Source organism: Methylomonas sp. LL1 (assembly GCF_015711015.1).
Taxonomy (GTDB): domain Bacteria; phylum Pseudomonadota; class Gammaproteobacteria; order Methylococcales; family Methylomonadaceae; genus Methylomonas.
Genome location: NZ_CP064653.1, coordinates 64,921 through 87,608 on the forward strand (window position 1 = coordinate 64,921; position 22,688 = coordinate 87,608).

Genomic DNA, 22,688 nt, shown 5'->3' on the forward strand with positions numbered 1-22,688 from the left:
CTTAACTCACCAACTTTGAATATATTTTCCCAGCAAAGGATGAAACGATGAATAAGCGTCTACTGGTCGCCGCGGGCCTGGTGACTCTAGTGTCCGGCCACAATTTGGCCGTCGCCAAAAGTACCGCCAAACCCACCAACGCTGACGGTCCGGACCGGACGTCTCTCCCGATTGCCGAACCTAAAATCCCGGCCAGCAAGGTACTCGACGTTCGCAACGCCACGGCGCCGCCGCGCTTCGAGGTCAAAGCCCCAACCGGCGCACCCAATGTATTGCTGGTACTGCTCGATGACCTGGGATTCGCCGGTACCAGCAGCTTTGGCGGTCCCGTCGCCACGCCGAGCTTCGAGCGGATTGCCAATGAAGGCGTGCGTTACAACAATTTCCACACCGCCGCCGTGTGCTCGCCGACGCGCGCCGCGCTGAAAAGCGGCCGCAACCATCACGTCAATAACATGGGCGCGATTATCGAGACGGGGACCGCTTTCCCCGGCAACACCGGCCAAATTCCCAACAACGTGGCGCCAGTCGCCGAAATGTTGCGCCTGAACGGCTACGCCACCGCCGCCTTCGGCAAATGGCACGAAACCGCCGCCTGGGAAGCCAGCATGGCAGGGCCGTTTGATCGATGGCCGACCCGGCAAGGTTTTGACAAGTTTTACGGTTTCCTGGGCGGCGAGACCAACCAATGGGCGCCGTTCATTTATGACGGCACCAAGCCGGTCGAATTGCCGAACGATCCCAACTACCACTTCATGACCGACATGACCGATCAAGCCGTGGCCTGGATAAAATATCAAAAGGCATTGACGCCCGATAAACCTTTCTTCACCTATTTCGCGCCGGGCGCGGTCCACGCGCCGCATCATGTGCCCAAGGAATGGATAGCGCGTTGGCAGGGCAAGTTTGATCAGGGCTGGGACAAGTTGCGCGAGCAGATACTGGCGCGGCAGATCGAAAATGGCACCGTACCCAAGGGGACGGTTTTGGCGCCTAGACCTGACGCCATACCCGCATGGGATTCGTTGCCCGAGGAGGAAAAGCGTCTCTATGCGCGGCAGGCGGAAGTGTTTGCGGGTTTCGTCGAAATGACCGACCATCAAGTCGGCCGGGTCATCAAGGCCATTGAAGATGTGGGGCAGCTCGACAACACCTTGGTGCTGTTCGTCTATGGCGACAACGGTACCAGCGCCGAGGGCGGTCGGAGCGGCATGTTCAACGAGATGACCTATTTTAATCGGGTGCCGGAAACGGTAGCGGACATGCTCAAGCATATCGATGCCTGGGGTGGTCCCGAGACTTACCCGCACATGGCGGCGGGTTGGGCGGTGGCGTTCGACACACCCTACCAATGGACCAAACAGGTGGCGTCCGATCATGGCGGTACTAAGGTCGGCATGGCCGTGCGCTGGCCAAAGGGTATAAAAACCAAGGGCGAACTGCGCAACCAGTTTCATCACGTGATCGACGTCGCTCCGACCATACTCGAGGCCACTGGCCTGCCGGAACCCAAGGTCGTGAACGGTATCAAGCAGCGGCCCATGGATGGTGTCAGCATGGCCTACAGCTTCGACGATGCCAAGGCGAAAGACCGGCATACCACCCAATATTTCGAGATGTTCGGCAACCGGGCCATTTACCACGACGGCTGGTTGGCTCGTACCATACACCGGGCGCCATGGGAGATGACACCGCGGCGGCCTCTGGTCGAAGACGTCTGGGAGTTGTATGACACCCGCGCCGACTTTAGCCTGACCAAAGATCTGTCTCTGCAACAACCGAAAAAGCTCAAGCAGTTACAAGCCTTGTTCATGAAGGAAGCCGAAAAAAACAATGCGCTGCCGATCGACGATAGAGTCGTTGAGCGCATCAATGCGGCGTTGGTCGGCCGTCCCGATCTGATGGCCGGACGTACCTCGCTGACGCTGGCCGAAGGCATGACCGGCATGACCGAGAACGTGTTCCTGAACATCAAGAACAAGTCCAAGACCATTAGCGCCGACCTGGAAATTCCGGAAACAGGTGCCAATGGTGTCATTATCGCCCAGGGCGGACGTTTTGGCGGCTGGTGTTTGTACCTGAAGGACGGTAAGCCCGCTTACACCTATAACTTCCTGGGGCTGGACAGTTACACCATCAGCGCGCAAGAGCCATTGCCAAAAGGCAAAGTCAAGCTGGTGTTTGATTTTGCCTATGATGGTGGCGGTTTGGGTAAGGGCGGCATGGGTACGCTGTCCGTCGATGGCGGGAAAGTAGCCGAGGGCCGGATCGAAAAAACCCAACCGATGATCTTCTCCGCCGACGAGACCGCTGATGTGGGTGTCGATGACGCCACGCCGGTGGTGGCCGGTATCGGTGAAGGTGCCGCCACGCGCTTCACCGGCAAGATCGAGAAAGTCACGGTCGAGGTGAAATGATGGCGAATGGGTTTGGGCGTGCTTGCACGCCCATGCTTTTTTTAGAATGCCGCATGAGCAGGCTCGGAGCGCTTGCGTGAAATGGGCGATTCCAAGCAGTCGCGGCTGGTTACTGATTGGCTTACTGGCCGCGCTAGGTCTTGGACTGTTTTACGTTTACGCGTTGGTGCCCAAGCCTGTTCAATCTACCAGTGTTGAAACTGCCGCAAAATCGCAATCGGCTGAAGTTGATTATGTCGGCCGCGAGGCCTGTGCGAGTTGCCATGGCGATCAAGATAAACTTTGGCAAGGTTCGCATCACGATCTGGCGATGCAGGAAGTTGGCGAGACCAGCGTGCTGGGTGATTTCCAGGATGCCGAGTTCAGCAAGGATGGCGTGATTTCCAGGTTTTTCCGCCAAAACGGCCGCTACATGGTTCGCACCGATGGCCCGGATGGAAAACTGACCGATTTCGAAATCAAATACACCTTCGGCGTAACGCCGCTACAGCAATATCTGATCGAGCTGCCCGGCGGAAAGCTGCAAGCCTTATCCATCGTTTGGGACAGTCGGCCGAAGCAGCAGGGCGGACAACGCTGGTTTCATTTGTATCCCAACGAAAAAATCGATCATAACGACGAACTGCATTGGACCCGGCGCTCGCAGAATTGGAATTTCATGTGCGCCGAGTGCCATTCCACCCATTTGCAAAAAAACTACGATGCCGCCAGCCGGACTTACCATACGACGTGGTCTGAAATCGACGTATCCTGCGAGGCTTGCCATGGCCCTGGCTCACGGCATCTGGCGTGGGCTCGGAGCAAGTCGCCGGACGACGCTTCCAAAGGTTTGCTGGTGAATCTGAATGAACGCCGACAAAGCGCATGGGCCATCGATGCCGCGACAGGCAATGCCGTACGCAATCAGCCTAGGCAGTCCGCCACGGAAATCGAAGTCTGCGCCCGCTGCCATTCCCGCCGCGCGCAGTTGTTTGGCGATTACCGGCACGGCCCACTGATGGACAGCCACCTACCGTCAATATTGACCGAACAACTGTACCATGCCGACGGCCAGATTGATGGCGAGGTTTACGAATACGGCTCGTTTTTGCAAAGTAAGATGTATCGCGCCGGCGTAAGCTGTAGCGACTGCCACGAACCGCACAGCCTTAAACTGCGCCAGCCGGGTAATGCGATGTGCGGGCAGTGCCACAGCAGCGAAAAATACGACAGCGATAAGCACCATTTTCATCCTGCCGGTGGTGGCGGATCGTTGTGTGTGGACTGCCATATGCCCAGCAAGACTTATATGGGAGTGGATGCGCGGCGTGACCATAGCTTCCGTGTTCCGCGTCCGGACTTGTCGGCGACACTTGGCACACCCAACGCCTGTAACGGTTGCCATGCCGACAAGCCGGCAGCATGGGCGGCGGCGCAAGTTAAAGCCAAGTACGGCCATGACGCCAAGGGTCTTCAGCAATACGCGGAAGCCTTGCATGCGGCCCGAACCGGCGCGGCGGATGCGGAACAGCGCCTATTGAATTTGCTGCAAGACAAACAGCAGCCGGCCATTGCCCGTGCCTCGGCGGTTGCGGCATTGGGCAATCAGATGCATCCGGAGCTAGTGCCTGTCATCGCCAATGCCTTGCGGGATTCCGATCCTTTGCTTCGCCGCGCCGGATTGGAAGTGCTGGAACAAATGCCGCCGGAACAACGCTGGCCGCTGGCGCATGATGTGTTGCGCGATCCGCTTCGCACATTGCGGGCTTTGGCGGCCTCGGCATTAGCCAGTGCCGCCGATCAAAATTTGACAGCGGAACAGCAGCATGAATTTGATCTAGACTCCAGCGAGTATCTGAACTCGTTGCGCTGGAATGCCGACGATCCGGCGGCGCAAGTCAATCTAGGCAATTTTTATTCGGCCCGCAATCAATCCGAATCCGCCGAACGGGCTTATCGCGAAGCTCTGCAACTGGATGCCAATTGGTTGCCGGCCTATATCAATCTGGCCGACCATTTGCGGACACAGCAGCGGGACGGCGAAGGCGAGCGGATTTTAAAGGAGGGCCTGGTTCATCAGCCGGACGCGGCCGAACTCCACCATAGCCTGGGCTTGTTGGCAATCCGGCGGAAGAATCTGCCTCAGGCCTTGAGTTCGCTGAAGCGGGCGGCGGAACTTGCGCCCACTCAACCGCGATTTGCTTATGTTTATGCCGTTGCGCTATCCGGCCTCGGCCGGAAAGATGAAGCGAAGGCGGTGGTGAAGTCCGCGCTGGATTCGCTCCCTAACGATCCCGAGCTAACCGCGTTGCGGGAACAGTTGGATCAGCCAAACTAAATTTGTGAAGAAACAGACTTTTACGCATCACTCCAAGTAGATGTCTATGACTAAAGCACAACAAACGGGAATACGTAGCGCATTCCGAGTGGCGGCACTGGTGGGCTGCGGGCCGACACTTCGCCGCCGTCGCTATAGAAAACACCCGGATCGATTAGTATTCGCGCGGGTGATAGGACAGGATAGCGTTCTCGATAGATACAGTCTTTTACCCAATCAGATAACGATTCAGACACTAATCAATTATGGAGATCAGTATGTTCGACAAGATAAAGTTTTTAGCCTTCAGCAAGCCCGCTGCCATGAGTGTGGTTTTGTCTTTGGCCTTGTTACAGGGCGCGCGGGCTGGCGAAAGTGCCAGCAGCCATTACTTTCCGGGGGTCTACAATGACTTTTTCATGAATTTGCAACTCGATCCGGGATTTTATTTTCGCGACGACCTGACTTATTACAGTGCGAATATCAGCAACGCTACAACCCTGGGGCGTAATATCGCCACCGATGTTGATTTAGAGCTGTGGACCACCACCTTCAAGCTGGCTTATGTGACCGATGTCGAGATTTTTGGTGGACGTTATGGAGCCGGATTATTCTTACCGGTGGTTTTCGATGCCAATATCAGCGCCGGCGTGGAATCGGGGCCTTTTTTGCGTGGCAGAACCGTTTCCTTCGAAACCCAGGACAATCAAGGTGGCATGGGGGATTTGGTGGTCGCCCCCTTATCGCTGACCTGGAAATGGGGCGATGTCAGCGTTAATTTGAGCGAGGCTATATTCATGCCCACCGGTTATTATCAAGCCGGCGATCTGGTTAATTTGGGTAGGAATTACTGGTCATTCGACACCATTGGCGGTCTAACCTGGTTGCATCCGACCCGCGGCCATGAAATTTCGTTCAATGTCGGATTCATGAGCAATACCGAAAACGACGCCACCCAATACCAGAGTGGCGATGAATTTCATCTGGATTACACGGTTGCCCAGCATTTCTCGGAAGCATTCGGTATTGGGGTTACCGGCTATTTTTACCATCAGCTCACCGGCGATGAAAGCCCCTTATTGACTCAAGCGGCTGCAGTCCGTAACAGGGTTAATACGATTAGAACAGCCCTGGGACGGTCAGACTTGCCTGAAGTCGGCGACTTCAGAGGCGAGTCAGCGGGCGTCGGTCCGATCGTACGATATAGCCCTAAATTCGGTGACAAGCAGGTTCATTTTATCGGTAAATGGATACATGAATTTAATGTGGAAAATCGCTTTAAGGGCGAGATCGGTATGCTTTCGGTAGCGATGGATTTTTAGCAGGGGATCTCTTGAACATAACGAAGTTTCTTAAATACCGTGTTGTTGCGGCGTCGATGGCACTAGTGTTGATCTGCGCTTGTGGCGCTATCTATGATGATGCGGTAATGACTCAATCCAGCCAAAGCGCGGCTAGCCATCCGATTGGTAATATTACCGGCATCGTCTGGAAGTTGAAGCGTTTTGATGATCTATCATCGGTATCAGGTAATGGCAGCGTCGACGACCCTAATCGCTATACATTGATCTTATTGCCGAATAAATTCTATAAGGCCAAAGCCGATTGTAACCGGATGCAGGGAAGCTATGTCCTGGATGGCAAGCAAATTAAGCTGGCGCCAGGGGCGGCGACCTTGGCCGAATGCGGGCCGGAGTCAATGTATGCGCAATATCTGCGGTATTTAACTGAAGCGGTCAGTTTTGAAATAAACGAAGATGATCGTCAACTGAAGCTGAACCTTCCTAAAGGCCGGATGATGTTCGAAAATGGCGGGAAAATAACCGAATGAAATTGATAAAAGTTGGATTCACGATAGTAATCCTGGTTTTAACGACCCTGTGGGGAGTCGGTGCCGTTTATTTTGGCGATTCTGATACCGGGGTTGTTCAACTTTGGATCTCGGCCATGTTCGGCCTATTGGGTTTGGCGGCATTGATTTGCCTGGGGTTGCCACGGTGGCGGAAGCGTTTGCTACTCGGCCATTCCATGGCGTTCATAATCATTTTGGCTTGGTGGCTCGGCATTAGTCCTTCCAACCAACGTAATTGGCAAATGGATGCCGGCAAACTGGCTTATGCCAGTTTTGTGGGCGACACCGTTACAGTCCACAATATCCGGAACTTTGACTACCGTAGCGAATTTGATTTTCAGCCGGCTTATTACAGCAAAACCTTTGATTTGAATAAATTTCAGGGCATTGACCTGTTTTCGGTGTATTGGATGGGGCCGGCCATTGCGCACACCATCCTCAGTTTTGATTTTGGCGGCAATGATCACCTGGCGGTATCCATTGAAGCGCGCAAGGAACAGGGGGAAGGTTATTCAACCATCAAGGGCTTTTTCCGCCAATACGAGTTGATTTACTTCGTGGCCGACGAACGGGATGTGATTCGCTTGCGCACCAACTACCGAAAAGATCCACCGGAACAGGTTTATAGGTATCGCCTACAAGGCTCGATGGAAAACGGCAGGCGTTTATTTTTGGAATACATGCGAAAAATCAATGAGCTGAATGAGCAACCGGCGTTTTACAATACCTTGCTGGATAATTGCACTACCGCGATATGGCTGCGTACTTTGTCCAATCAGGGTCATTTACCGTTTTCCTGGAAAATCCTGTTAAGTGGATATTTGCCGGAATATCTTTATCAATCCCAGCGGCTTGATACGCGCATGCCTTTTCAGGAGTTGCAACGGCAAGCACGGATCAACAGCCAGGCCCAGGCCGCCGATCAGTCGCCTGATTTTTCGATGCGGATTCGGGAGTCAAACCAATAGCGGAGTAAATTCTCGGCGGTGTCGAGGCGCTACAAACTCAGACTTACTGGCTGACGGGGCTAGGATAACCTTGCACGATTTTTTCCACGGCTTGCTTGATCCGGTCGGCATTCGTTTCCGGATCGCTGACCGTGCCGGTACCGACGCCGCGAAATACCAATTTCTGGGTTTTGGCATCGACGAAATCGAGTATTAACGTCCCCTCGGTATATTGCGATACATCGGTATAGTAGTAAGGCGCGCCGGTCCACATGCCGTATCGCCCGTACCGGTAAGGTACGCCGGCGCTCGATTGGTGCACCATCAGTTTTTCCTGGGCCGAAATATGGCGCACGATGTGCAGGTCGGCATTTTCGGTGGTTTCTAAAATGCCATGACGGGCCAAACTGTTGCGCAGAGTCTCACGCAACGCGGTTTCACTCGATGGCGACAAGCCTATCTTTTCGAGGCTAGGGTCCAGGATATAACTATGATATTGCGCGAAGGAAGCCGAACGATCGAAGTCGGTGGTGACCGAAACAGTGGAACACGCCGGCAGGACAAAAACGCCAACGGCAAGCAAATATCCGCGTATTGATGTAAGCATGGTGGTTATCTCCAAAGATGGCAATGGCTTAGACCTAACTTTCCAGTTCATCGCGTTGGTGTTCCGGCGCGTTCGGATCAAGCTGGGTTATGCGTTTGGCATAGTAGTTTATTCCCGGCAACGCGCTCAGGCCGTGGCTAAAGATGCTGACCAGCACGGTCATCATCAGCGCCAGTTTGATAGTATTCTCGCCCGGAAGATGAGCTTGACGTTCAAGATATACCAGGCCCAACACGATGGAAGCGAGGCCTCGTGGGCCAAACCAGCCCATGAACAAAACGGTCGAACGGCTCAAACCGCTGCCCAGCAACGCCAACGCCACTGGTATCATGCGCGCCAGGGTCAAACTGAAAACGGCATAGACTAGATGTATGGCATCGAACTGTGCCCAGGACCTCGCCACCAGCAATCCGAACAGGAAGAACACGAAAAAATCGAATAACTGGCCCCAGGTTTCGGTGAATTCGACACTTCGGCGTCCAGCATCCGCGAAGCCCAACTGCACGGCAAAACCGGCCACATAACCGGCAATGAACATGCTGGCGCCGGTAGCTTCCGATGCAATCACACACAATAAGGGAATGGATACCAAGCCCATTTGTTGCATGGACTCATCCATCCATTGTCTGCGAGAAGCTAATGTCAGCAACCAGCCTCCGCTTGCGCCGATGGCGATACCGACCAACGTGCCATAGCCTATTTGTTCGCCTATAAAGCGAGAAAGTACCTCGCCGGCCCCTTCGCTGGTCTGTAAAGCCAAGGCAATGCAACACATCAAAAACGGCACGGAAAGCCCGTCATTAAGCCCGGCCTCGACATTTAAGGCCTGGCGAATGCGGACGGGGACATAAGGGCTATTGACGATCACCATGCCTAGCCCGGCATCGGTCGGCGCTAGGATGGCGGCCAGGATGCCGGCTTCCTGCCAGCCGAGGCTTGGAAAAATCAGCATTGCTCCTATCGCGCCCAGAAGAATGGTTAGCAGCATACCGGTCGTCAGCAGGCGGATCGGCAAGTTTCGGTTTGATGTCAAACTCTTCAAACTGATGCGCGCCGCATCGGTAAATAGTGTCATCACTAAGCCAATTTCGGCCACCAGTAAAAAACCCTGGCGTTTGAGTTCCGGGTCGCTGAATGCCGGAGGTAAGCGATAGAGAACAATGCCGGCCAGCGTGAACAAGATAGGCCCGGTGATAATCGTGCGTTGCAGTCGCCGCGATACCAGGCTGTAGACGAATACCGTCAAGATAAAAGTGGCAATGAAGATCATGGTGGGCGACTCCGCGACAAGAATAGGTCAGTCAGCTTAATTTTCAGTCAACCAGGCTTGGGCTTTGCTGAGTTCGGCCGGTGTAAAATATTCGATTGGAAATTCCCGAAAGCCTTTACCGGTAAACAACAAGGCTAGTTCCTCCCATTTCTTTTCACCGACAAGCGCCATTTTATTGATATAGGGGTCGCTTGTGTCCTGGAACGAAATGTCGTCCCAATCTCCCGCCTTGTCCCATCCCAGAAAATCTTCGGTAATGACGAGGACACGTATGCCTCCTTCCCGGCCTATGATGTTTATTACCGACTTCTGTAGGCTGGTCAATTCCGAGTAAGTCAATTTTCCGCTGATTTTGGCGGTTACCAGGCCGCCAATATGACTGATGATTTCCGCGCTCATGATGTTATCCCGTATGTTGCCATCCGCTAGTTCGGGATGGAGTCAGTATTTAAATTGGCTGTCCATTTTCCGGTGTCAAACCACTCTTGTGTCATCTAGCCAGGAAAGGAACAATTTATAGCCTAGTGCCAGCACAACCGCGCCGACGAATAGCCCGATGATTCCGGAAAATATCATGCCGCCGATGGCGCCTATGAAAATCACGGCCATGGGCAGGTCCAGGCCATGGCCCATTAAAATGGGCTTCAACACATTATCGATTAAGCCTACCCCTAGCATCCAAACCATGAACACAGTGGCAAATAAGGTTTCGTGTATCGAAAACACATAAATGATACTGGGCAGAAGCAGGATCATCGTCGGCAATTGCACCACGGCAATAAACAAACAGGCAATTGTCAGCAAACCGGCTCCAGGCAGGCCCGCGACAAAGAAACCGACGCCAGCCAACATTGACTGAATCAGTGCCACGCCTAAAACCCCACGCGCTACGCCACGGATCGTGGCGATACAGAGTTCAATCAATTCCTGGCCCTTATCGCCGGCAATACGCTTGCCGATAGACAAGGCCAGTTGATGGCCGCTGACGCCATTGACCAGCAATAGGCCACAGATGATGACCGAAACCAGCAGTTGCAAAATCGCCATGATGGTTGAAGCGCCCGAGGCAAATAACCACTTGCTGGCTTCCTTGAGTTGTGGGGCAAATGTCTTGGCGGCCTCGCCGAAATTATTTGCCGCCAATTGCCAAAAGTTGAACAGGGGCTGGCCGATCAAGGGCCAGGCCGCCACTTTTTCGGTCGGCTGGGGGATGGCAAACTGATTTTGCTGAAGTTTTGCCGTCAATTCCCGCACGTTTTCGCTAACCATGTCGGCTAAAAATCCACACGGACCCAAGATGACCAAAAGCAGTAAAGCCGTTAGCAGGGCGGCCGAGAGCTTTTCACGTTGGCCCAGCAGGATAGAGAGTTTGCCATGCAAGGGATAAAGTGCAACCGCGATAATGACTCCCCACGCCAATGGGTTGATGAAGGGCTGGGCAATATGAAAGCACCAACTTAACAACAAGAACAACAGGCCGATTTTGATGGCGGCTTCGAGCGCATTTCGAGTGAAGTCTTCGGTCGTCATTGTATGGGGGTCGTTTTGCATTTTCTTTTGCACCACTGGTCTGTAAGGAATGGTCTTGAAATAGCCTATGCACCTGTTCGCACCTACCGTTGCCGAACTTGTTTCTCGCCTATGCCTAAGCGGGGTTTCCAGGCCGAGTTAAACCTGACTTCCGCCATTACCTTCGGCAAATTTCATTGTTCCGGCAAGGCTTGCGGTATGTTGGTATTAACTTGACTCGTAAATAAATTCTAACCATAAAGGAAACTATGGAAAAAATACCGCATCCCTAGGCTTGGGCGTGTCCACTTGTTGTTCCGCCGCCACGATCCAGCCGCCGCCCATGGCCCGATACAATTGGATCAGCGAGGTAAAGGTATCGCCTCGGGCCTGCACCAGCTCGATTTGGCCTTCATAATATTGGCGTAGCGCATCCAGCACCTCCAAGTAGGAGGTATAGCCTTCATCGTAACGTATCCGCGACAAACGCAGATAATTTCGCAAAGCCTCTACTCGGCGAGCCTGAGTCGTTTGGCGTTCATTGGATTTGCTGCTGGCGATCAAACCATCTTCAAACTCGCGAAATGCCGCCAATATGGATTTTTGGTAAAAGGCCAAGGCTGCTTGTTGCGCGCCTTCCGCAGCCTGAACTTGTCCGGCGACGCGGCCGGCGGTGAAAATAGGGCCCAGTAATCGTCCGCCTATGGTCCAAAAATTCGCCCCCGGCGTGAACAGCGAAGCCAATTCGATGCTGGCCTGACCGAGATCACCGGTGAGCGTGACTTTGGGAAAATATTCACCCCGAGCCACGCCGATTCGGGCATTCGCGGCGATTAGATTTTGTTCCGCTTGTTGAATATCCGGTCTGCGAGCCAATTGTTCCGAAGGCAAGCCCGCGGGTACCGCCGGCGGCAATAAATCGTCCAGAGTCCGGCCCCGAGCAATCGCGCCGGGCGGCTTACCCAGTAATAAACTCAAGGCATGTTCGGCTTGGGCAATCTGTTGTTCGTAGTTGGGAACCAAGGCTCGGCGCCGTTCCAGTTCCGAATCCGATTGGCTCACTTCGATTTCCGATGCATAACCCGCATCGAAACGGGCCTTGGCGATACGATTTTCCTCGGTTAGGCTGGCGACGGTTTGTCGGGTGATTTCCAGGCCCCGGTCCAATGCGCGTAAGGTGATATAAGTTTGGGCCACCGAACTGACCAGGGTCAACACGACCGCGTCACGGGCGGCTTCTTGAGCCAGCATATCGGCCCCGGCTGCTTCCTTGGCGCGACGCAACTGCCCCCAAACGTCCAATTCCCAAAACATCGTGGCACCGAGTTGCGCGGCATCGGTATCGGGTATTTTTCCGCCCAGCCCAGTCGCTTCACCGCTGGTTTGTTGCCGCTGGTAGCCACCCTGGCCGAAAATTTGGGGGAACAGATTAGCGCGGGTAGCGCCGTAGACGCCCATGAATTGCTCGACATTGGCAATCGCAATTTTAAGATCGAGATTGTTCAATAGCGCTTGATCGACCAGTTGATTCAGGACCGGATCCTGTAATTGTTCCCACCAAGCTAGGTTGGCGGTCTCGCGCGCGTCATCGACCCCAAAACGCCATTGCTGGGGCGCTTGGATTTGCGGTTTCTGGTAATCCGGACCAACGGTGAAACAGCCGGTCAAACTAATCGTCAATGCCAAAAGGCTTAATTTATTCATGGCCTTCCCCTTCGGTTGCGGCCGTTTTGGATTTTGCCAGGTTTTCCACGAAATAGAACAATACCGGGATCAAAAAAATGGCGATGGCGGTGGCGGCGGTCATGCCGCCGATGACCGCATAGCCCATTACCCGTCTCGACAAGGCGCCGGCGCCGCTGGCGATGGCGAGCGGTACGCAGCCCAGGATGAACGACAAAGCGGTCATCATAATTGGCCGCAGACGCAGGCGGGCGGCTTCCAGTGATGCGTCATAGAGGCTCTTGCCTTCCTCGACTCCCATTTTGGCAAATTCGACGATCAGAATCGCGTTCTTGGCCGCCAGGCCGATCAACATCACTAGACCGATTTGCGCGTAGATGTTGTTCTCGTAATGTCCGACCATCAAACCGGCAAAGGCACCGAACACCGCGATCGGCGTACCCAGCAATACGCTGAATGGCAGACTCCAGCTTTCATACAGCGCGGCCAGGATCAGGAACACGCAAAATATGGCAAAGGCAAACACCACAGTCGGCGAAATGCCTTGCTGAGCCTGCTTTTCCTGGAAACTCATACCGATGTAGTCGTAGCCCATGTCCGAGGGCATGGTTTCGGCGAAGACTTGTTCCAACGCTTTCATCGCTTGGGCCGAGCTGAAGCCGGGTTTAGGCGTGACATTGATCTGCGCGCTGCGGAACAGGTTGTAGCGCATGGTGAATTCCGGGCCCTCGGTTTTGCGGATGGTGGTCAGCGCGGCCAGCGGCACGGTGTCGCCGGCGTTGTTGCGCACATAGAATTGCCCCAGCGCATTGGTGTCCTTGCGATATTCGCCTTCCGCTTGCACATAGGTCTGCCATTGCCGGCCGAAGCGATTGAAATAGTTGATGAAGCCTGAACCCATATAAGCCTGCAAGGTTTTGTAGACATCCGATAGCTGCACGCCTTGTTTCAGCACCTTGTCTCTATCCACATCCACCATGATTTGCGGCACCGATGGCACGGCGGTGGTAAAGGCGTTGGCGATTTCGGGGCGATTCTTCGCCGCGGCGATGAATTTCTCGGTGTTGGCGGCCAAATAGGCGACATCCTTGCCGGCCCTGTCTTCCAGCACCATGGTCACGCCGCCCGAGGTACCCACGCCCGGAATCGCCGGTGGCGGGAAGGCCACGCCAATTGCTTCGGGAAGTTTGGCCAGCTCCTGATTCAGATGCGCCTTGATGGCCGCGTATTGTTCTTCCGGCTTGGTGCGTTCCGCCCAGTTTTTCAATGAAATGAAGAAAAAGGTGTTGTAGGTGGTATTGGCTTGGCTGAGCATGTTGTAGCCAATTACCGAGGAGTAGAATTCTACGCCAGGGGTATTTTTCAGGATTTCCTCCACCTTGCGAGTGGCCTCGTCGGTGCGTTGCAGTGAACTGACGTTGGGTAACTGAATGCCGGCGAACAGATAACCCTGGTCTTCGTCGGGCAGAAAGCCCATCGGTACGCTTTTACCGAGTCCTCCGGCAAACACCGTCAAAATCCCCAGGAAAACCATGCTGAGCAGACTCTTGCGTATCAATACCGAGCAGAAACTGACATAGCCTTCATTGGCAATACCGAAGCGGCGGTTGAAAGCGTCGTAGAATTTTTGCAGCGGACCCGTGCCACGCACTCTGGGTCTTAACAGCAGTGCCGCCAATGCCGGACTCAACGACAAGGAGTTGAAGGTGGAAATCATTACCGACACACCCACCGTGACGGCGAATTGCTGGTACAGACGGCCGGTAATGCCTGGAATGAACACGGTTGGCAAAAATACCGCAATCAACGCCAACGAAGTGCCGATGATGGGGCCGGTGACTTCCTGCATGGTTTTTAGCGTGGCTTCCTTGGGGCTCAAACCCTTTTCGATATGATGCTCGACTGCCTCAACCACCACTATGGGGTCGTCGACTACCAGACCGATCGCCAGTACCAGACCAAACAGCGACAGGGTATTGATCGAGAAACCCAGCATTGGGAATAGCATGAAGGTGCCGATCAACGATACAGGTACCGCCAACAGCGGAATCAGGGTAGGGCGCCAGCCTTGCAGGAACAGGAACACCACCAGTATCACCAGAACCATGGCCTCGAACAAGGTATGCATGATTTCGTTGATGCCTTCGGTAACCGCCAACGTGGTGTCCAAGGCAATCACATAATCCAAGTCTTCGGGGAAGCGAGTCTTCAGTTCCTCCATCACTTTTTTTGCGCCCTCGGCTGCTTCGATGGCGTTGGTGCCGGGTAGCTGATAGAGGGCGACCAGCGCAGCCGGTTTGCCGTTCAAGCGTCCTATCATGTCGTAGGTCTGGGCGCCCAGTTCGATACGGCCGACGTCCTTGATCCGAACGATGGAGCCGTCGGATTCGGCTCGTAAGACGATATTGCCGAATTCTTCCTCGGTCTGCAGACGGCCTTGAGCCCGCACCGCATAGGTGAATTCTTGGCCGGGTGGTACCGGCTCGCCGCCGACCTTGCCGGCCGGGTTGACGTTGTTCTGCGCCTGCACGGCGCTGACGATTTCCGGGATGGTGATATTCAGTTTCGCCAATTGATCCGGCTTGACCCATATTCGCATCGCATATTGACCGGCGCCGAATACCGACACGCTGGCGATGCCCTTGACCCGGGTCATCTGGTCGTTGATGTTGATGTAGGCGTAATTGGCCAAAAAGATGTTGTCGTAGCTGCCTTTCGGTGAGTACAGCGCGAACATGACCAGCGGCGATGCGGTGGATTTTTGCACGTTGACGCCGAAATTGCGTACGTCCTGCGGCAGTTGCGATTCGGCCTGGGATTTACGCATCTGCGCAAGTACTTGGTCGGTGTTCGGGTCGGTCGCTACATCGAAATTAACCCGCAACGTCATCTGCCCGTTGTTGGCGTTGATGGAATACATGTAGTTCATGTTATCCACGCCGGACATCTGCTGTTCGATGGGGGTAGCCACCGATTGTTCGACCGTCACCGCATCGGCACCGGTGTAGGTGGTTTGTACCTGGATTTCCGGCGGAGCGATGGCGGGGAACTGTGCAATCGGCAGCCCCATCATCGAGACCAGGCCGATCATCACCATCAGGATGGCGATGACGATCGCCACGATAGGGCGATTGATGAAAAATTTGGCCATGTCGAACTACCTCCCACCCGTCGCGGGCGATTCTTCCGCGTACGGTTTGGGATCTATCGTTGCGCCGGGCCGCACTTTTTGAATGCCCTCGGCAATGACCCGTTCGCCGGGCCGCAAGCCTTCATCAATAATCCATTGCGTGCCTATGGTTTCGGCCGCCTTGACAGGACGCAACTCCACGCTATTGTCGGGTTTGACCACGGCCACCAGGCGGCGGCCCTGCATTTCTCCAACCGCCCGTTGTGGGACCAGTAAAGCACCGGGTTTATGTTTGACTACCGCGCGCACCTTGGCGTACTGGCCGGGGCGCAACAGGCTGCCGGGATTGGGAAACAGAATGGCGACCTGTATGGTGCCGGTTTTGATATTGACCTCGCGGTCGGCGAAGAAAAATTTTCCCGGATGAGGATAGGCCGAACCATCGGCCAGGATCAGTTCCAGCGACTGGCCATCCTGTTGTTGACCAGCGCTTTGTTTATTGCGGGCAAATTGCAGGTATTCTTGTTCGCTAAGCGGAATGTAGGCCTTTATTGGATCGAGCTGGGAAATCGTGGTCAATTCGGCATTGGCGCTGCCTGGGCCGACCAGATTTCCGAGCTGGGCCTTGGACAGGCCGGCGATGCCGTCGATGGGCGATATGATTTTTGTGAAGCCAAGTTGCAACTGGGCGCTATCGACCGCGGCCTTGGCGGCTTGCACTTCGGCTTGAGCCGAGGCCTCGCGGCCCACGGCATTGTCGCGGTCGCGAACGCTGACCGCCCGTTCCGGCAGCAAGCGTTCCACGCGCTCTAAATCCAAGCGCGCGGTTTTCAACACCGCCTCCTGGCGGGCCAGATTACCGCGAGCGCCGTCCAGCGTGGCCTGAAAAATCTTGGGATCGATTTCGTAGAGCAACTGGCCTTTTTTCACCGCTTGCCCTTCCTGATAATACTGTTTGATCAGATAGCCCGATACCTGAGCCAGAATCTGCGCATTGACCATGCCATCCAGGCTGCCAACCCATTCTTGATGAATCGGGACATCTTTTTGCACAACTTCGGCGACATCCACCGTGGCTGGCGGTGGAGGTGGAGCCTGCTCGGATTTGTCGCAGGCACAGGCAACTAATGCGGCTATCAGTGCGGTGATACCGATACTAGGTCGAAGTGAACGGTTGCCGAGTGGCTGAATATTACCGGCGAGAATTATTTCTTTCATGCTTCGTCCCATTGGTCCAGGAAGTTGATAAAAAGATTAGACTGATTTCGGATAGCTTGTAGAAAAGATCGGCTGCTTGATCAGTATCGGATAGACAGTCATCGAACTTGTCCACGCCAAGAAGAATGTTGAATGTGACTCGAGTCCATGGCTTTATAGGTGTGTCCGATAACAAAGGCAGATTTCCGGACACGCGGCCGGGAAAAATGTGGCCTGGGTAAGAGACGGAGTAGGCTGCTTACAATGAAGGCCAATGGTTTGATTTTGCCGCGCCGGCCATTGATGGGTAGGGCCGACATGGCGCCTCGCCGTTTTTCGAATTGCTATCCTTACCTGAGTTAAATACCAGGCTCGTTTCTAGCGATGGAAGCACAAAACAGCAATGGTGTTTCAGTAATAAAAACGCAGTAAATGTGCCAATCCAACTCAAGGCCAGCTAAAAAATAAAAGCATCTATGCAACAAGCAGTTACAGCCTGCTCTAATGCTGGCTACGAAATGCAGGCAGGTCAATGGTCCACGAAATATCGTGTATTCCCCGAATTCAGGCTTCCCAAAATTGGCTTAAGTTCCGTCTCGGTTGGGTGGAAACTAGCCCGCGAACTCTATTGTTATTACGGAAAGACAAGGCTACGGGACGTTTCTGGCCGACTTAATCAAGCTATTCCGTATCTTATGCATTAAGCCGGCATATTGTCGATACAGCAAATGGTTAGCCAAAGTGTAAGGGGTATGATCGGATTTTGACGACTTTAGGTTGGCATAAAATTTGACTGATAATTGAGACAGTTAGGTGTTGAACAAACTTCCGGGCAAGGGCGGGTCGATGAAGAGCGGCAATTTTTGGTATCTATTTGTCGGATTATTGGCTGTGTTGCTAGTCATGCCGTTCACTTCTAATTTGCCGGGCGGCGGCAGATATTCGATAGCCCTACTGTTTAGTGTTTTTATGCTAATTGCGGTTTGGAGTTTGGCCGCCTCTAAACGTGTTTTTCAATTCGGGACTTTGCTGGTGGTGGGGATTACCAGCTCGGTTGGCTTTAACATCGTCGTGGGCGTCAATCAGGTCATGGAAATGATCGAATTATTGATGATGGTGATTTTTTGTGGACTGAGTTGCTCCATCGCCGCGCGCAATGTGTTTGTCTGGCATCGGGTTGACCTCAATTCGCTGGTGGGTGCGTTTTGCGTGTATTTGCTGATGGGATTGATCTGGGCATTGATGTACCGCATGCTACTGCTGTGCGGTTTGGGGCATTTTTCCGGCAATATCGCTACCCAGACCCATGAGTTATTTCCCGATCTGATTTATTTCAGCTTCGTAACCCTGGCCAGTTTGGGCTATGGCGATATTTCACCGATTGGTGGGCTCCCAAAAACTCTGGCCTATCTGGAAGCATTGGTAGGCCAATTTTACCTGGCGGTGATGGTGGCCAGTCTGGTGGGGGTTTATAGTTCGCGCCGTAATCGTGGATGATAAAGCCACACTATCCGGTAATCGAAGGGCTAATGTTGCCGTGAATTTGGGGAGGTAGCCGTTAATGCAATCGCGCACGCGTTCCATACGCAAAATATTGATTTTTCGTTTGCTGGCCTTGGCGGTATTGCTGTCTGTTTTGGTGGGCGGTAGTGTATTGATCCGGGAACGCATCACGCTGCAAGAGGATATTGCCGATCGGACTCGGATAGCGATTGAGCTGTTAAAGCTGCGCGTGCGTGACATCGCGACTCTCAGCCATCAGCCCTGGCAAACAACGGTACAAGAAGCATTGGACGATTTGAGCAGGGTGGCTCCGCAAAATAACTTGGGGCATTTTGCCTGGGCTGCCATCCAAAATGCCGACGGCCAGGAAATCGCTAGAATAGCCGATGCCGACAGCCCAAATATTCAAGGTTTGATTGACGCCGCCAAAAGCCAAGCGCTGCCGGTCGACGCTGATCCGGCCATTACCCCCTTGGCAAAGTATGATGGCAGGTACAGTTTTTCGATTGGCTTGTTGATTACCGACCATGGTGGCCAGCCTTTGGCTAATCTGCGTGGGGTCTACATCATTGCCTCGGACGTGATGAGCGAGTTCTGGCGCGATATCCTGCGTTCGGTCGGCGCTTCGATATTGATCGTTATCCTGGTAACGGCGCTGCATTATCCGGTGATCAGGCAGTTGCTGGAGCGCCTGGGACAATTATCGATACATCTGCTCGATGCCAATCTGGAAACCTTGCAGGGTTTTGGCAGTGCCATCGCCAAGCGCGATAGCGATACCGACGAGCATAATTACCGGGTCACGATCTACTCCGTCAAACTGGCGGAGGCGGTTGGGTTGGAGCCGGATAGGATTCGCACCCTGATCAAGGGCGCCTTTCTGCACGATGTCGGCAAGATCGGGATTCGCGATCATATTTTGCTCAAACCGGGACGGCTGGATACGGACGAATTTGAAATCATGCAAACCCACGTTCGCCATGGTCTGGATATCGTCAACAATTGCCATTGGTTGCAAGACGCCAGCGAGGTGGTCGGCAATCATCATGAGAAATTTGATGGTAGCGGCTATGATCTGGGGCTGAAAGGCGAGCAGATTCCAATAACCGCGCGCATTTTTGCCATTGTCGACGTGTTCGACGCCTTAACCTCGCAACGCCCTTACAAATCACCGTTGAGTCTGCAGGAATCGTTGGCAATACTTCGAAGTGGAGCCGGGAAACATTTCGATCCTGCCCTACTGGAGGTCTTCGACGGCATTGCCGGTTCCTTGTACCACAGCTTTGCTCATCATGAACAACAGTCGCGCAGCGAGCTAAGCCTCGTTATTCAGCACTATTTCAAGGGAGACATCGGCGATTTATTGCAGGGAAGCCTGGTATAAATCTTATTAAACTAAAACTCGGCAATCTATAATCTTAATTGATGCCGCCCAGTCTATCTGGTCCGGCGACGTCAGATTGCATGCCATCAATTTTCAGGTCGAAAATGACCTCGATTTGACGAACGACCCTCGATAATTTAATGGAGTAAGTTTATGACTAGCACCAAGAATAAAACCAAGAAATCGGGTGCCGCATCTGCTTCAACGGATGACGACAAATTGGAATTTAAATCGCGCGAGGAGCGCATCGCTAGCGGCAAGACGCTACGGGATAAAGTGTCGCGCTCAAGCCATTCCGGATGGGATGCACCGGCCAATCGCCGCGACCCCATCGATATTTTGGAACAATCCAATCGAGATAGGCTGCCGGAACTGGTGCCGATTCGCTATGGACGCATGTTGCGCAGTCCCTTCACCTTTTTGCGCGGTTCGGCCGGGTTGATGGCTTATGATCTTGCGACCACGCCGAATACAGGCTTGCGGGTGCAAGTCTGCGGCGATTGCCATTTACTCAATTTCGGATTGTTCGCCACGCCGGAACGCAACCTGATATTCGATATCAACGATTTCGACGAAACTTTACCGGCCCCCTGGGAATGGGATCTCAAACGCTTGGCCACCAGTTTCGCCGTCGCAGTCCTCGACCAACGCTTCAGTGACGAAGAAGCACAAGCTGTTGCCGTCGAATGCGCCCGAGCCTACCGAGAACACTTGCGGGAATATTCAAAGATGAACCCCTTGGAAGTTTGGTACGACCGGCTGGACGCCAAAACGCTGATTGCGATGGCGCCCGATGAAAAAATCCGAAAAAAACGCGAGCAGATTGCCGAGAAAGCGCGCCAGCGCGTTGGTGATCAACTCGTGCCCAAAATCGCCGTTACGGTCGGAGGTCGTCACCGGTTGCTCGATCAACCACCGATACTGTTTCATAGTCAGGACGAGGAAACGGAACAGAGAATTCGGAGTGGGTTCGAAGCCTATCGGCAATCGTTGTCCGACGAGCGCCGAGTGCTGTTTAACCGCTATCGTCTGGAAGATTATGCGATGAAAGTTGTCGGCATCGGCAGCGTCGGCACACGTTGTTCAGTCGCGCTGTTTTTCTCGGCGGAAAACCATGCCTTGTTGCTGCAGATCAAGGAAGCCTGTCCGTCGGTGCTGGAACCTTATGCCGGCAACAGCCGTTATGATAATCACGCCCAGCGCGTGGTGATGGGGCAACGGCTGATGCAATCGTCCAGTGATATATTTTTAGGCTGGGCGAGGTCGGATCAAGGCCGCGATTTCTTCGTGCGTCAACTGCGCGATATGAAAATGTCTCCGCCGATCGAGGGCGCGACGCTTCAACAATATAACCTCTATGCCGAACTATGCGGCTGGACTTTAGCCCGTGCCCATGCCCGCTCGGGCGATGCGGCGACCATCAGCGGTTACTTGGGTAAATCCAACCGCTTCGATCAAGCGATCGGCGAGTTTGCCCTGGCTTACGCGGACCAGACCAAGCAAGATCACGCGGCTCTGGTGGAAGCCGTAAACTCCGGACGGGTAAAGGCACTGATAGAAGAAGATGAGTGATGGGTACGAACTTTCTCAAAAATAGCCTTAACGATAAATGGCAACCAATAACGTGAACAGCAAACCGGATATAAAACTGGAGAACGATTTTTCCCTGGTGCAGGGTGGACCGCTATTTCAATTCTTCATTCGCAGCCGTTTATCTACCGGCGCCATGGGCTGGCTGAAACGCCGGATCATATTCTTTGCGCTGTTCACTTGGCTGCCGTTGCTGATGCTTTCGGCTGCTTCGGGAAAAGCGATCGCTGGCGGCGTTCAGGTTCCATTTTTGTGTGATCTTGAAGTGCATGTTCGTTTCTTGGTGGCATTGCCGTTATTGTTGGTGACGGAATGGGTGGTGCATCGAAGACTGAAGCCGGTGGTCCTACAGTTTATCGAAAGGGATATTATCAAGCCGGAAATCCGGCCTCTTTTTGATGCCTGTATTGCGTCGGCATTGCGTTTGCGTAATTCACTGTTGATGGAGATCACGATGGTTGTGCTGGTACTGACTCTGGGGCATACCTTGTTTTTCGAGCAGATGACGGTGAATAGCACGATTTGGTACGCGACCCGAGCCACGTCCGGCTATCAACTGTCCCCAGCGGGGTACTGGCTGGCTTATGTCAGCCTGCCGCTATATCAATTTATTCTGTTGCGTTGGGTGTTTCGAATTATCGTCTGGGCTTGGTTTCTTTGGTCGGTGTCGCGTCTCGATCTCTATCTGGTGCCGACGCATCCGGACAGGGCGGGCGGATTGGGCTTTCTTAGCCAAAGTGCCGCGGCATTCATACCTTTTTTATTGTCCCAGGGTGCGTTGCTGTCGGCCATGTTGGGGGAACGGATTTTGTACGAAGGGGCCGTGTTGATGGTGTTCAAGCTGGAAATCGCCGTCTTCACCGTGTTTTGTTTACTCTTGGTGCTGGGGCCGTTGATCGTATTCGCGCCACAACTGGCAAAAGTCAAGCGAGCGGGTTTGCGGGCCTATGGTATCTTGGCGAGCCGCTATGTCGGCGAGTTCGATAAAAAATGGTTGCAAGGTGGCGCGACTCCGGATGAACTGTTGATCGGCAGCAGCGACATTCAATCTCTGGCGGACTTGAACAACAGTTTTGACGTGATACGCTCCATGCAGCTATTACCGTTTGGCAAGCAAACGATAATTCAATTGGCGGTGGTGTCATTGTCGCCCTTGCTACCCTTGTTATTAACCATGATTTCGCTGGAAGACCTACTGAAACGGCTGATCGGTATTTTGTTGTGACCTAAGGCTGATGAAGGCTCGACATCACCCCGGTCCAACAAAGTAGTATAGCCAGTTGCGGTTGCTTGCCGGACAGGA

16 protein-coding genes are annotated in these 22,688 nt (G+C 53.7%); 9 read left to right on the forward strand and 7 right to left on the reverse strand.

The features are described from left to right. Positions 1–47: 47 nt before the first annotated feature. The 5 genes from IVG45_RS00860 (at position 48) to IVG45_RS00880 (ending at position 7,533) form a co-directional block, all read left to right on the forward strand. On the forward strand, positions 48–2,417 hold the full coding sequence (locus IVG45_RS00860) for an arylsulfatase (protein ID WP_196436024.1): 2,370 nt from the start codon (positions 48–50) through the stop codon (positions 2,415–2,417). Between the two features lie 76 nt (positions 2,418–2,493). Further along, positions 2,494–4,734: an ammonia-forming cytochrome c nitrite reductase subunit c552 gene (locus IVG45_RS00865; RefSeq protein ID WP_230874699.1), complete on the forward strand. Its 2,241-nt coding sequence runs from the start codon at positions 2,494–2,496 to the stop codon at positions 4,732–4,734. 257 nt (positions 4,735–4,991) lie between these two features. Next, complete coding sequence (locus tag IVG45_RS00870; RefSeq protein WP_196436025.1) at positions 4,992–6,035, forward strand: SphA family protein; 1,044 nt, start codon at positions 4,992–4,994, stop codon at positions 6,033–6,035. 11 nt (positions 6,036–6,046) lie between these two features. Beyond that, positions 6,047–6,544, forward strand: coding sequence for an META domain-containing protein (locus IVG45_RS00875; protein WP_196436026.1), 498 nt, complete (start codon positions 6,047–6,049; stop codon positions 6,542–6,544). Next, a complete protein-coding gene (locus tag IVG45_RS00880) occupies positions 6,541–7,533 on the forward strand; it encodes an Lnb N-terminal periplasmic domain-containing protein (protein WP_196436027.1) in 993 nt (330 codons plus the stop codon). The genes IVG45_RS00875 and IVG45_RS00880 overlap by 4 nt, the downstream gene beginning before the upstream one ends. A 43-nt stretch (positions 7,534–7,576) precedes the next feature. Here the strand turns inward: IVG45_RS00880 and IVG45_RS00885 are convergent, their stop codons facing one another. The 7 genes from IVG45_RS00885 to IVG45_RS00915 all read right to left on the reverse strand — a co-directional run bounded on the left by IVG45_RS00885 (position 7,577) and on the right by IVG45_RS00915 (position 16,929). Then, entirely contained in the window at positions 7,577–8,119 is a 543-nt protein-coding gene (locus IVG45_RS00885) for a DUF4136 domain-containing protein (protein WP_196436028.1), read from the reverse strand. A gap of 34 nt (positions 8,120–8,153) precedes the next feature. Continuing rightward, positions 8,154–9,389, reverse strand: coding sequence for a cation:proton antiporter (locus IVG45_RS00890; RefSeq protein WP_196436029.1), 1,236 nt, complete (start codon positions 9,387–9,389; stop codon positions 8,154–8,156). Positions 9,390–9,425: 36 nt separating this feature from the next. Continuing rightward, positions 9,426–9,788, reverse strand: coding sequence for an STAS/SEC14 domain-containing protein (locus tag IVG45_RS00895; protein WP_196436030.1), 363 nt, complete (start codon positions 9,786–9,788; stop codon positions 9,426–9,428). A 75-nt stretch (positions 9,789–9,863) separates the two neighbouring features. After that, positions 9,864–10,940: an AI-2E family transporter gene (locus tag IVG45_RS00900; RefSeq protein WP_196436031.1), complete on the reverse strand. Its 1,077-nt coding sequence runs from the start codon at positions 10,938–10,940 to the stop codon at positions 9,864–9,866. Positions 10,941–11,165: 225 nt separating this feature from the next. Next, a complete protein-coding gene (locus tag IVG45_RS00905; protein ID WP_196436032.1) occupies positions 11,166–12,602 on the reverse strand; it encodes an efflux transporter outer membrane subunit in 1,437 nt (478 codons plus the stop codon). Beyond that, positions 12,595–15,732, reverse strand: a complete 3,138-nt coding sequence (locus IVG45_RS00910; RefSeq protein WP_196436033.1) for an efflux RND transporter permease subunit — start codon at positions 15,730–15,732, stop codon at positions 12,595–12,597. The genes IVG45_RS00905 and IVG45_RS00910 overlap by 8 nt, the downstream gene beginning before the upstream one ends. A 6-nt stretch (positions 15,733–15,738) precedes the next feature. Further along, the gene (locus IVG45_RS00915; RefSeq protein WP_196436034.1) at positions 15,739–16,929 is read right to left on the reverse strand and encodes an efflux RND transporter periplasmic adaptor subunit; all 1,191 of its coding nucleotides are present in this window, start codon (positions 16,927–16,929) and stop codon (positions 15,739–15,741) included. A 792-nt stretch (positions 16,930–17,721) separates the two neighbouring features. Between IVG45_RS00915 and IVG45_RS00920 the strand changes: the two genes are divergently transcribed. The 4 genes from IVG45_RS00920 (at position 17,722) to IVG45_RS00935 (ending at position 22,610) form a co-directional block, all read left to right on the forward strand. Then, complete coding sequence (locus tag IVG45_RS00920) at positions 17,722–18,405, forward strand: potassium channel family protein (protein ID WP_196436035.1); 684 nt, start codon at positions 17,722–17,724, stop codon at positions 18,403–18,405. A 64-nt stretch (positions 18,406–18,469) separates the two neighbouring features. Further along, positions 18,470–19,795 carry an HD-GYP domain-containing protein gene (locus tag IVG45_RS00925; protein ID WP_196436036.1) on the forward strand — a complete coding sequence of 442 codons (1,326 nt, stop codon included), beginning with the start codon at positions 18,470–18,472 and terminating at the stop codon, positions 19,793–19,795. A gap of 153 nt (positions 19,796–19,948) precedes the next feature. After that, complete coding sequence (locus tag IVG45_RS00930; RefSeq protein WP_196436037.1) at positions 19,949–21,367, forward strand: DUF2252 domain-containing protein; 1,419 nt, start codon at positions 19,949–19,951, stop codon at positions 21,365–21,367. Between the two features lie 37 nt (positions 21,368–21,404). Beyond that, complete coding sequence (locus IVG45_RS00935) at positions 21,405–22,610, forward strand: hypothetical protein (protein WP_196436038.1); 1,206 nt, start codon at positions 21,405–21,407, stop codon at positions 22,608–22,610. Positions 22,611–22,688: the final 78 nt, after the last annotated feature.